Origin of the sequence: Nonomuraea angiospora (genome assembly GCF_014873145.1) — a bacterium.
Classification (GTDB): Bacteria; Actinomycetota; Actinomycetes; order Streptosporangiales; family Streptosporangiaceae; genus Nonomuraea; species Nonomuraea angiospora.
Map to the genome: position 1 here is coordinate 5195417 of NZ_JADBEK010000001.1, position 13941 is coordinate 5209357.

Annotated in this window: 11 protein-coding genes; 3 read left to right on the plus strand and 8 right to left on the minus strand. The window is 72.1% G+C overall.

The genetic code is table 11. The annotated features are described in order from the left end of the window. Nucleotides 1-85: 85 nt before the first annotated feature. From H4W80_RS23445 to H4W80_RS23480, 8 genes are all read right to left on the minus strand, one after another. Complete coding sequence (locus H4W80_RS23445; protein WP_192787056.1) at nucleotides 86-2182, minus strand: hypothetical protein; 2097 nt, start codon at nucleotides 2180-2182, stop codon at nucleotides 86-88. Between the two features lie 66 nt (nucleotides 2183-2248). After that, on the minus strand, nucleotides 2249-3376 hold the full coding sequence (locus H4W80_RS23450; RefSeq protein ID WP_192787057.1) for a mandelate racemase/muconate lactonizing enzyme family protein: 1128 nt from the start codon (nucleotides 3374-3376) through the stop codon (nucleotides 2249-2251). A gap of 4 nt (nucleotides 3377-3380) precedes the next feature. Then, a complete protein-coding gene (locus tag H4W80_RS23455; protein WP_192787058.1) occupies nucleotides 3381-4352 on the minus strand; it encodes an NAD(P)-dependent oxidoreductase in 972 nt (323 codons plus the stop codon). Continuing rightward, a complete protein-coding gene (locus H4W80_RS23460; protein WP_192787059.1) occupies nucleotides 4349-5335 on the minus strand; it encodes a hydroxyacid dehydrogenase in 987 nt (328 codons plus the stop codon). Before H4W80_RS23460 ends, H4W80_RS23455 begins: the two co-directional genes overlap by 4 nt. Further along, nucleotides 5329-6489 (minus strand): hypothetical protein, encoded by a 1161-nt coding sequence (locus tag H4W80_RS23465; RefSeq protein WP_192787060.1) that lies wholly within the window; start codon nucleotides 6487-6489, stop codon nucleotides 5329-5331. The genes H4W80_RS23460 and H4W80_RS23465 overlap by 7 nt, the downstream gene beginning before the upstream one ends. A gap of 8 nt (nucleotides 6490-6497) precedes the next feature. Beyond that, nucleotides 6498-7370: a carbohydrate ABC transporter permease gene (locus tag H4W80_RS23470; RefSeq protein WP_192787061.1), complete on the minus strand. Its 873-nt coding sequence runs from the start codon at nucleotides 7368-7370 to the stop codon at nucleotides 6498-6500. Next, complete coding sequence (locus H4W80_RS23475) at nucleotides 7370-8374, minus strand: carbohydrate ABC transporter permease (RefSeq protein ID WP_192787062.1); 1005 nt, start codon at nucleotides 8372-8374, stop codon at nucleotides 7370-7372. Before H4W80_RS23475 ends, H4W80_RS23470 begins: the two co-directional genes overlap by 1 nt. A 25-nt stretch (nucleotides 8375-8399) precedes the next feature. Next, the gene (locus H4W80_RS23480) at nucleotides 8400-9851 is read right to left on the minus strand and encodes an ABC transporter substrate-binding protein (protein ID WP_192787063.1); all 1452 of its coding nucleotides are present in this window, start codon (nucleotides 9849-9851) and stop codon (nucleotides 8400-8402) included. Nucleotides 9852-10058: 207 nt separating this feature from the next. Here H4W80_RS23480 and H4W80_RS23485 point away from each other — a divergent pair, with 207 nt between their 5' ends. From H4W80_RS23485 to H4W80_RS23495, 3 genes are all read left to right on the plus strand, one after another. After that, nucleotides 10059-10835, plus strand: coding sequence for a sugar phosphate isomerase/epimerase family protein (locus H4W80_RS23485; RefSeq protein ID WP_192787064.1), 777 nt, complete (start codon nucleotides 10059-10061; stop codon nucleotides 10833-10835). A 29-nt stretch (nucleotides 10836-10864) separates the two neighbouring features. Further along, nucleotides 10865-11875 carry a LacI family DNA-binding transcriptional regulator gene (locus H4W80_RS23490; protein ID WP_192787065.1) on the plus strand — a complete coding sequence of 337 codons (1011 nt, stop codon included), beginning with the start codon at nucleotides 10865-10867 and terminating at the stop codon, nucleotides 11873-11875. A gap of 67 nt (nucleotides 11876-11942) precedes the next feature. Next, nucleotides 11943-13724 carry a DUF2264 domain-containing protein gene (locus H4W80_RS23495; protein ID WP_192787066.1) on the plus strand — a complete coding sequence of 594 codons (1782 nt, stop codon included), beginning with the start codon at nucleotides 11943-11945 and terminating at the stop codon, nucleotides 13722-13724. The last annotated feature ends 217 nt before the right edge of the window (nucleotides 13725-13941 follow it).

Genomic DNA, 13941 nt, shown 5'->3' on the forward strand with positions numbered 1-13941 from the left:
CTTTCATTCACGCTGACATCCGCACCACCCGAACAAGGTCATGAAAGCGACAAACAGGGACTAAATCGTGCGGGGTATCTGGCGGTCACCGGTCCGGGGTGAGGTTGAGCGGGGTGGTGATGCGCAGGTTCCAGTCGAGGCCGGACGGCGCGAGTGAGTCGTCGATCCAGGCGATCACCGGGTCGCCCTCGGCGTTCATGGTCATGGCAAGTCGTTCGCCGAAGCCGTTCCCGTTCCTGGACACCGGGATGCTCTCGCAGCGGCTGCCGGTGCAGACGGCGAGCATGAGCCGCTGGTGTTCGAGGCTCTCGAACGCGACCACCGGGCGCCCCGCGCGGTCCACGGCCAGCACCGGGGCCGCCTGGTACCCGCTTCCCGCGCCCAGCGTGCGCACGTCGGCCTGGGCACAGTCGGGGGTGCGGCAGTCGAGCAGTCTGGTCGCCTGGTCGCGCAGGTCCCGGTAGGCGATGGCGGGGCGGCCGTCGGGGCGCACCGCCATGGCCAGGCCGGCGTTCCAGAGCCGGTGGGGAGCCGGCGGGGCGGGGGGCACGGGGCTGGTCACGCTCGGCCGCTGGCAGGCGGCGTCCGGGCAGGAGATCACGTGGATCTGGCCGGTGGCGGAGTCGTACCGGGCGGCGACGGGGCGGTCCCCGGGGCCGACGGCGGCGACCAGGTCGTGCTCCATGGACGAGTACCCGGTGGCCTCCAGGCGGGCGACCTGCCTGGGCTCCGGGCGCGCGCAGCTCGGGTCCGCGCAGAAGATGAAGGAGACGAGGTCGTGGGCCGGCTGGTCACCGCCCGCCGGATCCGGTTCGGCGTAGGCCACGACCGGACCGCCGTCCCGCCGCACGGCCAGCGCCACCCCCACCGACTCCGGCGGCCTGCGCGTCGTCGCGACGGCCCCGCTGCCGCGTACGCACGCGGTCGCCTCGCAGGTGAGCAGTTCGAGCCCCCCGGAGGTCCAGGTGGTCAGGAGGAGACGCCCGTCGGGCAGCCGCGCGCTGGCCGCGCCCGCCTGCCACCGGGTGCCGGAATCGTCCGGCTCGGCCCACGCGAAGCTCGCCTTCCGGCACGAGGGGTCGGCGCAGGCCAGCAGGCTGGAGTCGTCCTCGAAGCCGTCCATCACCACGACCGGCTCCCCGTCGCGGCCGAGGTGCAGGTCCTGCAGGTCGAGGGGGCGCAGCTCCGGTTCGCGGTCGCGGTCACGGGCGGGGACGGGCAGCTCCGTCACGGTCGTCTCGGCGACCTCCGGCCACCCGAACGGATTGACCAGCACGACCCCGCTGAACAGCAGTCCGGGCAGCAGCGCCGCCGGCAGGAGGCCGGGCCGCACCGGGCGCGGCGCAGGGCCGTCGGGCAGGCCGTGCGCCAGGTCCGAGTCGACCACCTCGGTGCGCCAGGCCATGTTGTGCAGGAACTGGCGCGCGACCACGGCGGCCTGGACGGGCGTGACGGCCAGCGCCAGCACGGTCCCGGCCAGGCCCCATCCGAGGGTGGCGAGAGGGCCGGGAAGCAGGCGCAGCCCCGACTCGAGAGCCCACGCCGCCGCACCGGGAACGAGGAAGACCCCGAAGGCCAGCGTCAACGCGGTCGGCAGGAAGCTCAGCTCGGTCATGCGGTAGGCGCGGCGGATCGAGCCCAGCCCCGAGAGGCCGTGCAGCAGAACGCCGGGCACGGCCAGCAGGGCCGGCATCGCCGCGTACGCGGCCACCACCAGCCCCACCCGGACCAGCCAATGCTGATCGGTCATCATCAGCACCCCGGCTCCCGCGGCCCCGGCCGCCCCGGACACCAGGAGCAGGACCAGGAGGGGCGGCAGCCGCCGCACCGTCGCCCGCAGCGCCTCGACCGGCGGGATCCGCCGGTCCACCAGGTGACCCGTGGCGATGATCACGGTCGCGGGGAACACCACGATCTCCGCGGCGAGCGCGACCGCCACCGGTACGAGCGTCCAGATGCGCAGCGGGACATCGGACGTCCCGATCAGCTGGAACCGCCCGTTGACCACCGCCGCCGAGTCGCCTGCCGTCACCGTCAGCGCCAGCAGGCACAGCGTGGCGAGCGGCACGTGGACCAGCACCCCGGGCAGCGCGAGCCGCACCAGGTGCCGCCCGGCGTCCAGATAGCTCCGGAACGGCACGCCGTCCATGCGCAGCCGTTCGACGTGCTCCATCGAGCTCACGGGCCAAACGGTGGCAGGGCGTTTCGCCGGTTCGCTCCCTACTTGCGGAAAATGGTCTGGGCCCGTTCAGAGAGCGAGCGCGCGGACCGCCTCCTCGTCCACGCCGATCCCCAGGCCGGGGCCGGTGGGCACGTGGGCGACGCCGCCGGTGACCGTGATGACCGGATCCGTGGCGTAGGGGCTGGTGATGAACTGCCGGCCGTTGAGGTCGACCGGCGTGTCCACGCCGAACGCGGCGAACAGGTGGAGCGAGGCGGCCAGCCCGATGTCGGACTCGGTGAGGCCGGAGCCCATGATCGCCAGGCCGCAGTCCTCGGCGAGCTGGCACTGGCGCAGCGCCAGGGTCAGCCCGCCGCAGCGCTGCACCTTGGCGACGGCGACGTCGATGGCGTCGAGCCGGACGAACGTCGCCAGGTCGCTCGGATGGCGCAGGCTCTCGTCCACGGCCACCGGGATGGGGCTGGCGTCACGCAGGCGGCGCAGCCCGGCGACGTCGTTGGACGGCAGCGGCTGCTCGAAGACGGCCACGTCCAGGCCGGTCAGGCGCCGGGCCACCCGGAGCGCGGCGGCGGCCGTGTAGCCCTGGTTGGCGTCCACCCAGAGCACCGCGTCGGGCGCGGCGGCGCGCACGGCCTCCACGATGGCCACGTCCTCGTCCTCGGTGTGCAGGCCGACCTTGACCTTGACGTGGCGGTAGCCGAGCGCGCGGCCCTCGGCCACCGAGTCCGCGGCCACGGCGGCCGACTCGGTGGCCACGATCCAGGCCAGCTCGATGGTGTCGCGCCTGCGCCGGCCCCACAGCTCGCCGAGGGACAGGCCGAGGCTGCGGGCGTAGGCGTCGTGGCAGGCCACGTCCACCGCCGCGCGCGCCAGCGGCATGCCGATCGAGAAGCCCTTGCTGATCGTACGGTCGAAGGCGCGGCAGAGCCCGTCCAGGTCCCACAGCGGACGGCCGACGGCCGCCGGGGCCAGGTAGTTGTCGATGGTGGAGACGATGGACTCGGTGGTCTCGTACGTCCAGGAGGGGATCGGGGTGGCCTCGCCCCACCCGATGGCCCCGTCGTCGGCGGTGACCTTCACCAGGACCCTGACGGCCGGCCGGCCGCCCTGGACGACGGACCCGCCCGCCACGGCGAAGTCGCGCAGCGAGGGCAGGCCCACGGTGAAGGTCTCGACGCGTGCTATCCGGTTCACGTGATCAGTACCATTCGGACTTGTCGACCAGATTGATCAGTTCGCGCCCGGCCACGAAGCGGCGGGCGTTCTCCAGCAGTACGGCGAAGCGCCGCTCCTCGCCATGCGGCCCCACGCCCCCCACGTGCGGGGTGATGAGCACGTCCGGCCGCCGCCAGAGCGGGTGATCGGGCGGAAGCGGCTCGGTCTCGAAGACGTCCAGGGCCGCGCCGGCCAGGCGTCCCGCGGCCAGGGCGGCCGTCAGGTCGTCGAGCCGCAGGATGGGCCCGCGGCCGATGTTGACGACGTACGCCCCGGGCTTGGCCAGCGCCAGCCGCCGCGCGTCCAGCAGGCCCTCGGTGGCCGGGGTGTGCGGAACGGTCAGGATGACCAGGTCCGCCTCGGGAAGCAGCCGGTCGAGCGCGTCGGCCGGCAGCACCTCGGCGAAGCCCGGCACGGGCCCGCCGCGCCGGGCGTCCACGCCCACGACCCTGGTGCCGAACGCCGCCAGCAGCCTGCCGACCTCGGCCCCGACCGCGCCCACCCCCACCACCAGGGCGGTGGCCTCGCCCAGGGAGAGCACGGCGCCGGGGTCCCAGTCGGGCGCCCAGCTCGCGCGGGCCTGTTCGCGGGCGTACCTGGGCAGGCCCCTGGCCAGCGCGAGCACGAGCGCCAGCGCGTGCGCGGCCACGTGGTCGGTGTAGGTGTCGCGCATGTTGGTGACCTGCACGGGGTGCGCGACCAGGGCCGGATGGTAGAAACCCGGAGGCGGCCCGGCCTGCGGGGCCTGCAGCCAGCGCAGCCGTCCGGCGTGCGCCAGCAGGTCCGCGGGCAGCGTGCCGTAGGCGGCGTCGGCCTCCGCCAGCGCCCGCGCCGCCTCCTCGCGCGTCTCCGGCTGGAGGACGACGAGCTCCGGCACCGCCTGCTCCAGCCGGGCCCGCCAGCCCGCGGTGGCCGGATCGTGCGGCGGCAGCAGCACCAGGGTCGCTGCGCTCACGCCCTCCTCGCCAGTCCGGACTCGGTGATCTCGTACAGCAGCGGCTCCCCCGCGACGTAGCGGTCGAGCTCCTCGGCCATCGCCTGCCCGTGGCGGCGCCGCTCGAAGCCCAGGCTGCCCGCCACGTGCGGGGTGACGACGATGTTGGGCATGGTGAACAGCGGCGACCCGGCGACGGGCGGCTCCGGGTCGGTGACGTCTAGGACGGCGAACAGGTCGGTCCGCCGGCTCAGCACGTCCACGAGCGCGGCCTCGTCGACGAGGCCGCCGCGCGCCGTGTTGACCAGGGTGGCGTCGGGCTTCATCGACTCCAGCAGCTCGGTGCCGACCAGGCGCTGCGTCTCAGGGGTGAGCGGCGAGTGCAGGCTGACCACGTCGGAGGTGGCGAACAGCTCCTTCAGGCCGACGAGGCGCACGCCGAGCGCCGCCGCCTGCTCCGGGTCGGCGTACGGGTCGTAGGCCTGCACGTCGAGGTGGTGATGGGCGAGCAGCCGCGCCGTGGCCCGGCCCGTGGCGCCGAGCGAGACCAGCCCGACCACCGCGTCATAGGCCCCGATCTCGGGTCCGCGCGGGGCGGTGGCCGCGGCGGCGCGCGCGGCCAGCACGTAGCGCCAGCCGTGCTTGAGCGCGTACAGGATCTGCGAGAGGGCGAACTCGGCGACCGGCTCGGCGTTGGCCGTGGCCGCCGAGGTGACCCGCACTCCCCTGGCCCACATCTCCGGCGTGACCATTCCCTTGATGGAGCCCGCGCCGTACAGCACCAGCGAGAGCTTGGGCGCGGCGGCGAGCAGGCCGGCGTCCAGCTTGGGCGCCCCCCAGCCGGTCACCAGCACGTCCAGGTCGGCGAGCACGTCCGGGGTGAGCCGGTCGGCGGTGAGCGGGGGCGAGGCGATGGTCAGGTGCCGCTCGATCGCCTCCCTGGCCTGGGGGCCGTAGACGTCGTCGAAGCGGTTCGGGTCCATCACGTACAGCCCGTTCAGCATTGCCTCTCCTTCACGCGAGCCGCCGCCCGCACGCTGGCCAGGCGGGCGGGTGAGCCCAGCCCGGCGTGGTAGTAACGTAGCTGCCGCGCTCCCCCTGCGACGAGGTCGGCGGCGAGTGCCGGGATCCGGGCGTGCCCGTCCTCCAGCACGGTCAGGTTGGCGACGATGGGGGTCTCGGTGCGGCTCGCCGCGGCCTTCACCTGGGCCAGTGCCGCCTCCTCCGGGCCCCAGCACTTGAGCACGTACGCGTCGACCGGCGCGTCGAAGGAGGCCAGGTCGATCCCCACGTCGGGGCCGGTGACCTGCGGGTCGTCGGTGGCCATGAGCAGCAGCTCGCGACCGCCGGCCGGCACCGCCGCGGCGCGGACCAGGCCGGCGATGACCCGGCCGCGATGGTCGTAGACGGCCTGGGCACGCTCGCGGCCGAGCGCGTCGCCCAGGCTCTCCCCGGCCGGGACGCCCTGCTGGAGCTCCCCGTCCACGGCGGCGCGCACGTCGCGCGCCAGCTCCTCGACGTCCAGGCCGCGCTCGGCCAGCCCCCTCCGGCAGGCGGGGCAGAGGCAGAGCGACAGCAGCGCCCTGCCGCAGGCGGACAGGTGGGCGCCGGAGGTCTTCTCGTGATGGCCGGCGTGCTCGGCGCCCAGCCAGCCGCACGCCTCCAGCATCAGCGCGGGCACGTCGTACTGCTCGCAGACCTCGCTCACGAGGGTGATCGCGTAGTCGTGGACGGCGGGCTGGGCGGGACAGAGCGCGTAGGGGTAGGACTCGCCGTAGGCGTTCCTGACCGTCAGGTCGGGCGCCTCGCGGCCCAGCACCGAGGAGTGCGTGAGCACGATCCAGGCCTCGGCCCGCAGCCCGGCCCCCGCCAGCGCGGCCAGCGCCGTCCCGAACCGGTCCTCGTCCGGCACCCCCCAGCTCGGCGCGTACGGCTTGAGCCGCCCGCGCCAGCGGTCCGGGCGCAGCCGGAAGTAGGCCGCCGCGTGATCGGCCTGCACGATGCGGTGGCGCGGATGCCACGCGGTGGTGGCCCGGACCGAGTGGTAGGCCGCCTGGAGGGTCACCGTGCTCACCCCGAGCCCGGCGATGCGCTCGGCCGCCGCGGGGTCGCCCACGAGGTCCCAGGTGTAGGCGAACGCGCCGTGCCTCGTCTTCAAGCGGACTTTCACCCCTTCGTGGCGCCGGCCAGGCCGCGCGTGAAGTAGTTCTGGAAGAACAGGAAGATCGCCAGCATCGGCAGGAACGAGATCGTCATCCCGGCGGCGAACCCGGTCCAGTCGGTGGCGTGCTCGCCCTGGAAGGAGAGCATCCCGACGGCGAGGTTCTGCAGGTCGGGCTGGCCGAGCGTGAACACCAGCGGGATGTTGAACTCGTTCCAGCTGCTGATGAACTGGAAGATGACCACCACCGCGATGACCGGTTTGGCCAGCGGGAGGATGAGGCCGAACGTCTTGAGGAAGCCGGCCCCGTCGAGCTTGGCCGCCTCGAACAGGTCGCTCGGGACGCTGGAGAAGAACCCGACGAACAGCAGGACGTAGAGCGCGCCCGCGCCGCCGGACATGGCCAGGATGACGCCGGCCCGCGTGTTCAGCAGGCCGAGGTTCTCGATCAGCACGAACTGCGGGACGATGATCGAGGCGACCGGGATGAACAGGGTCCCCACGATCATCCGGTAGAGCAGGGTACGGCCGGGGAACTCGTACCTGGCCAGCACATAGCCGCACAGGGCCGCCTTGACCAGCTCGATCAGGGTCGAGACGACCGAGTAGAGCACCGTGTTGAAGAAGTATCCGGAGAACCCGGCGTTGACCCAGGCGCGGACGAAGTTGTCGAAGTTCAGCTGGTCGGGCAGGAGGCTCGCGCCGCTGGTGAACATCCCGGCCTGGGTCTTGAACGCGGCCGAGATCGTCCACAGGAACGGATAGACCCACACGAGCCCGATGACCGCCAGGATCGGCAGGGCGATGAGGTTGGCCCGCGTCCTGTGGCTGCGCCGGGCGGCCTGGTCGATCCCGGTGGTCTTGGTGATCGCCGCCATCAGACGCCGTACTCCTTCCTGAGCCGCTGGGCCCGGCGGACCGCGACGCCCTGGGCGGAGACCAGGACGAAGGCGATGACGGAGAACAGCAGCGCCGCGGCCGAGGCGTAGCCGTAGGCGAACGGCACCGAGCCGAAGGCGTTCTGGTAGATGAAGTAGGACACCACGTACGTGCTGGTGCCCGGGCCGCCCGCGGTGAGGGTGACGACCAGCCCGAAGACGTGCATGGCGTTGACGATGCCGAGCAGGGCGATGATCACGGCGACCGGCCTGATCATCGGCAGCGTGATGCGGGTGAGCTTCTTCCACTCGCCCGCGCCGTCGATGGCGGCGGCCTCGTAGACCTCCTCCGGCACGTTCTGCAGCGCCGCGATCCAGTAGATCATGTACTGGCCGAAGATCTGCCAGACGGAGACGAGCACGAGCACGAGCAGCGCGCTCCACCGGTTGGCGAACACGTCGAACCCCTGGTCGACCAGGCCGAGGTCACGCAGGATGGCGTTCAGGGCGCCGTTGGACGGGTTGAGCAGGTAGGTGAAGACCAGGCCCGCCATGGCGACGGGGATGATGAGCGGCGCGAAGAACAGGGTCCGGAAGAACCGCTTGCCGCGCAGCCACTTGCGGGTGAGCACGATCGCCGCCAGCAGCGAGATCGGGAGCTTGATGACGGTGGTCAGCAGGGCGAAGATCAGCGTGTTGACCACCGAGAGCCAGAACAGCGGGTCGACCAGGATCGAGCCGTAGTTGTCCGCCCCGACGAAGTTGTCGATCGGGCCGATGCCCGACCAGTCGAAGAAGGAGTAGTAGATCGTCGCGGCCAGCGGCCAGAGGGTGAAGCCGAGGTAGAGCAGCAGGAAGGGGGCCAGGAAGACGACCAGCCAGACCCTGTCGAAGCCGCGGACGCGCTCGCGGGAGTGATCGGCGCGTTCGGGCGCCCGCTCGGCGGGCGACCGGTCCCTGTCCGTCACCCTCTCCCTGCGTGGGGCGGGGGCGGTGGTTGTCATGGATGTCCTCACGACGGAGAAGGGGTCAGTCCTTGTACATGTCCTTGGTGTAGTCCTTGGTGTAGTCCCAGTCGGGGAAGGTGTAGCAGTCCATCGACACCTTCAGGCCGGCGGCGGCCTCCTGCTTGAGCCCTTCCTCCAGGGCGGTCTGCCGCTGCTTGACGATGGCGGCGCCCGCCGACTCCAGCGACTGGCCGCTGACCAGCGCCTGGCCCATGGCCTCCCACTCCCCGTCGGGGTTCTTCGCCAGCGCGTTGACGTACGCCTTGGACTTGGCGATGTCGGGGCACTTGAGCAGTGGCACGGGGAGCTGGACCCGGTAGCCCGGCTGCCCGCCGATCTGCATGATCTGCTTGAGCGCCGGGTCGGTGACCATCTTCTGGTTGTCGACGTAGGCCAGCGTGCCGAAGGCGTTCTTGTAGTACTGCTTGACGAAGTAGCCGTCGGGGTCGGTCATCCACTGGATGAACGTCCACATGGCGTCGGCGTTCCTGGTCTGCGAGCTGACCCAGTACTTGTTGGTGTCGTACTTGCGGCCGGCCGCGCCGGTCTGCCCGTCGTCCGGGTTGAGGCGCGGCGCCACCACGTACTTGTCGCTGCCGAAGCCCTGGCCGGCCCACACGCTCGGCAGCCAGGTGCCGTCGAAGAAGACGCCGGCCTGGTCGGCGGCGAACTGCTGGCGGGAGAAGTTCTTGTCGTTGGTGCCCGGCGCCAGGTATCCGGCCTTCTTGAGCTCCTGGATGAAGGCGAAGGCCTTGAGCTGGCCGGGCTCGGTGAGGTCGAACTTGCCGGTCTTGTAGTCGAAGAACTCGTCCGTCGAGACGCTGCTGATCATCGCGTACCAGATCCGCTGCATGTCCGGGCCCTTGGTGGGGGCGGCGATGCACTCGGCCTTGGTCTTGGCCTTGATCTGGGCGCAGGCGTTCTTGAGGTCGGTCCAGGTCTTGGGCGGGCTGTTGACGTCCAGCCCGGCCTGCTGGAAGACCTGCTTGTTGAGGAACATGTAGCCGGAGCCCCAGTAGAGGTTCTCCGAGAACGGGAAACCGTACGTCTTCCCGTCCTGCACGTTGATGCCCTCCAGGAACGACCCGTCCGGCCAGCGCTTGGTGAAGTCGGCGGGGACGGTGCCGCTGGGGCTGAGCGGACTGATCCACTTCTGGTCCAGCAGCTGGGACAGCCCGGTCGCGTTCCAGTAGAACATGTCCGGCGCCTGGTTGCTCTGGAAGGCCAGGGGCAGGGTCTTCATGTAGTCGGCCTGGGTGATCGAGCGCCATTCGATCTTGATGTTGGGATGTTCCTTGGTGAACTGCGCGCCGATGTCCTTGTGGAAGTTCACCTGTTCGGCGGAGAAGTCCCAGATCCGCAGCGTGGTCTGCGAGCCGCTGCCGCCGGCGCGGCCGTCGCTCGACGTTCCGCACGCCGCCACGAGCAGTGACGCCAGGATCGCGGCGATCATCGCGGGCCGATGGAGTTTCATGAAGCCCTCCCGAGAGACGGAGGTCAGAGGGGTGCCGGGCATCGGGTAAGCGCTTGCCCGAGAGGTGGGTCCGAGAGTAACCCCGGTCACAGGCCGATTCAAGACTTGTGAGAAAGCGGTTTCAGATCGATGCTCGGTCATGACACCTGTCCGTCGGTGGCCTTTGCTGGTCTCTACAAGCGCTTTCAGAGAAATTCGGGAGTACGTGTGCGCCTGCTCGCCTTCACCAAGCCCTTCGGCCCGCTCGACCCCGCCCGGCTGGCCGAGACGGTGGCCTCGGTGGGCGCCGACGGCGTCGACCTCGTCGTGCGCGAGGGGCAGACGGTCAGCCCCGCCGACCCGGGCGGCATCGCCGTCGTCGCCGCCGAGCTCGAGCGCCGCGGGCTCTCCCTCGACGTCGTCACCACCGACCTGCTCGACGCCGGCGCGGACGCCGAACGGATCATCGCGGCCTGCGGCGAGAGCGGCGTCCCCCTCATGCGGGTGGGCTTCTTCCGCTACGACCCCGCCGCCGGATACCGCCGTCAGCTGGAGGAGTCCAGGGTCGCGCTGTCCCGCCTGGCCGCCGTCGCCGCCCGGCACGGTGTGCGGCCGGCGGTCCAGTTGCATCACGGTACGATCCATCCATCCGCCTCGCTCGCCCTCGCACTCGCCGGCGACCTGGAGGACGTGCGCTTCTACGCCGACCCCGGCAACCAGGCCAAGGAGGGCAGCGAGGCATGGGCGCTCAACGTCGACCTGCTGGGCGATCGGATGGCCTGCATGGGAGTGAAGAACGCCGCCTGGCGGTCCACCGCGGACGGCTGGGTGTGCGAGTGGCAGCCGTTCGCGGACGGAGGAGTGGTCCCCTGGCCGGAGATCATTCCCGGGCTGCGCGCACGCGGCTACACCGGGGTGCTGTCGCTGCACGTCCACTACCCGGCGGCCGACCCGGCGGCGGCCGTACGGCGGGATATTGATCATCTACGCGGGCTGCTCGGCTGACGGGCGCTCCACGGGGGGAGGAGGAGCGGGTGCGTAATCTGCGGCAGGGCCGCTCGGCCCGGGTGACGATCAGCGACGTCGGGGCGGCGGCGGGGGTGTCGGCCTCGACGGTCTCCCGCGTGCTCAACGGCACGGCCAAGGTCGACCCGTCACTGGCGGCGCGCGTCCACGACGCGGTCAGGCAGCTGGGCTACCGGCCCAACGCCGCGGCGCAGGGGCTGGCCCGCGGGGAGTGGGGCACCATCGGCGTGCTGGTCCCCAACCTGGCCAACCCCTACTTCCCCGACGTGCTCAAGGCCGTCTCGGCCGTCGCCCGCTCCCACGGCCGCCGCGTCATGGTCATGGAGTCGGACGACGACCCCTCGATCGAGCACGACCTGGTCGAGGACCTGATGCGCAGCTGCGACGGGGTGCTGCTCTGCTCCTCCCGCCTGGAACGCTCGGACCTGGTCGTGCTGACCGCCCGGGACCACCCGCTCGTCCTGCTCGACCGGATCGTCCCCGGCATCGCCGCGCCCGCGGTCTCCGCCGACTTCTTCGGCGGGATGATGCTGATCTGCGGCCACCTGGCGCAGCTGGGCCACCGCCGGGTCGCCTACCTGAGCGGGCCCGAGGTGTCCTGGGCCAACGCCGAGCGGATCAGGGCGCTGGAGGCGGCCAAGGCGTTCGGCATCTCCGTCACGATCCTGCCGTGCGGGTCCACCAGCCGCGCCGGTTACGACGCCGCCGCCGAGGTGGCCGGCACCGGCGCCACCGCGCTCACCACCTACAACGACCTGGTGGCCCTGGGGGCGGTGACGAGGATGCGCGAGCTCGGGGTACGCGTTCCCGAGGATCTGTCGGTGGTCGGGTTCGACGACATCGCGCTCGACCACGTGGCGCACACGAGCCTCACCACGGTGTCGGTGCCCCGTGGTCAGCTCGGCAGGCAGGCGGCCGAGATGCTGGAGGCCCTCATGACCGAGGGGCACGACGGGGAGCCGGTCTCCCTGCCGATGGAGTTGCACGTCCGCGACAGCACGGCGCCGCCCCACTGTTGACAAGTGCGGCCGGCGGCGGGAACCCTGTTCTTCTGAAAGCGCTTTCCCAGCGGAGGAGAGAGAACCCGTGCACACCGACGACCGCGCAGGGCGGCCTGGCAGCGACCGAGACGATCTCCAGCGGCAGGTCCTCGACCTGGTCGCACCGCTGACCACCAGATTCGGCGCGGGCGGGGGGCGGCTGCGGCTGGGGTTCAACACTGCGCACTACGACGTGGCCGCCTCCGAGCTGGAAGCGTTTGCTCGCCCGCTGTGGGGGCTGGCGCCGCTGGCGGCCGGCGGCGGGACGTTCGACCACTGGGAGCTCTGGCGGGCCGGGCTGGCCGCCGGGACCGACCCCGAGCACCCTGATTACTGGGGCGCGGCCTTCGACCGTAACCAGCGGCTGGTCGAGACCGCCGCCATCGGCCTGGCGCTCGCCCTGGCCCCCGAGCAGGTCTGGGACCCGCTGACCGGCCCGCAGCGCGACACCGTGGCCGCCTGGCTGCGGCACGCGGTCACCGTGGAGCCCAACGACAACAACTGGCTGTTCTTCCCGGTCATGGTCGGGCTCGGGCTCGACCGCGTCGGGGTCGCCCACGACCGCGACGCCAACACGGCCAGGCTCGACCGGTTGGAGGAGTTCGACCTCGGGCGCGGGTGGTACACCGACGGGCCCAAGTGGCAGCGCGACTACTACATCCCGTTCGCCATGCACTACTACGGCCTCATCTACGCGGCGCTCGGCGACGACCCGGCCAGGGCCGGGCGCTTCCGCGAGCGGGCTGCGGCCTTCGCCCACGACTTCCAGCACTGGTTCACCAGCGAGGGGGTCGCGGTCCCGTTCGGCAGGAGCCTGACCTACCGCTTCGCGCAGTCGGCGTTCTGGGGGGCGCTGGCCTTCGCCGGGGTCGAGGCGCTGCCGTGGGAGGTGACCAAGGGCCACCTGCTGCGCAACCTGCGCTGGTGGGCCGACCGGCCCATTCGCGACACCGCCGGGCTGCTCACCATCGGCTACGGCTACCCCCAGCCGCACCTGGCCGAGCAGTACAACGCGCCCGGCTCTCCCTACTGGGCCATGAAGGCGTTCCTGCCGCTCGCCCTGCCCGCCGAGCACCCGTTCTGGGCCGCCAAGGAGGCCGACGCGCCGCCGCTGCCCGACGTCAGCACCCAGCCGGAGGCGGGCGTGGCGCTGCTGCGCTGCGAGGAGGGGCGGCACGTGGTGCTGCTGAGCGCGGGGCAGCACGCCCCGTGGATGCGGCACGGGGCGGCCAAGTACGCCAAGTTCGCCTACTCCACGCGGTTCGGCTTCAGCGTGCCCGCCGGGACGCTGGGGCTCGAACAGGGCGCCTTCGACAGCACGCTGGCGCTCAGCGAGGACGGCGAGCACTGGCGGCCGTGCGAGCTGCCGGACCACGTCTCCGCCGCCGACGGCGTGCTGCACTCGCGCTGGACGCCCTGGGACGACGTGGAGATCGAGACCTGGCTGGTGGCGCTGCCGCCGTGGCACGTGCGGGTGCACCGGATCAGGACCGGGCGGGCGCTGCGCACGGCCGAGGGCGCCTTCGCGGTCGACCGGGACCGGCCGCCGGCCCGGGTCGACGCCGGCCCCGGGCGGGCCCGGCTCGACTCGCCGAACGGCCTGTGCGTGATCGAGGACCTGACGGGCTTGCGGGAAGGAGCCCTCGTCACGCCCCTGCCCGGCACCAACGTGTTCGTCCCGCGCACCACGATCCCCACGCTGACGGGCGAGCTGCCGCCCGGCGAGCACCTGCTGGCCTGCGCGGTCCTCGGACTGGAGGCGGCGGAGGGCAGCGCGTGGCCGGCGCCTCCCGCGTGGGACGTCGTCGAGCCGCTGCTCGGTCCCTGAGCGCCGGCCGCGGAGGTCGGGCTCACACGGCGATGGGCAGGTCCGCGCGCTGGTGCAGGGATTCGGCGGCGTTGATGAGCATGCTCGTCGCGTGACCGAGCAGGGGGTTGGGGTCGGTGGCGCGGCACACGGTGAAGACCCTGCGGACCTGGGAGGGGTCGCCGAGCCCGTTCCATGCGCATCTTTGACGCGACGCGCGGTCCGTGCCGTCGAGCCG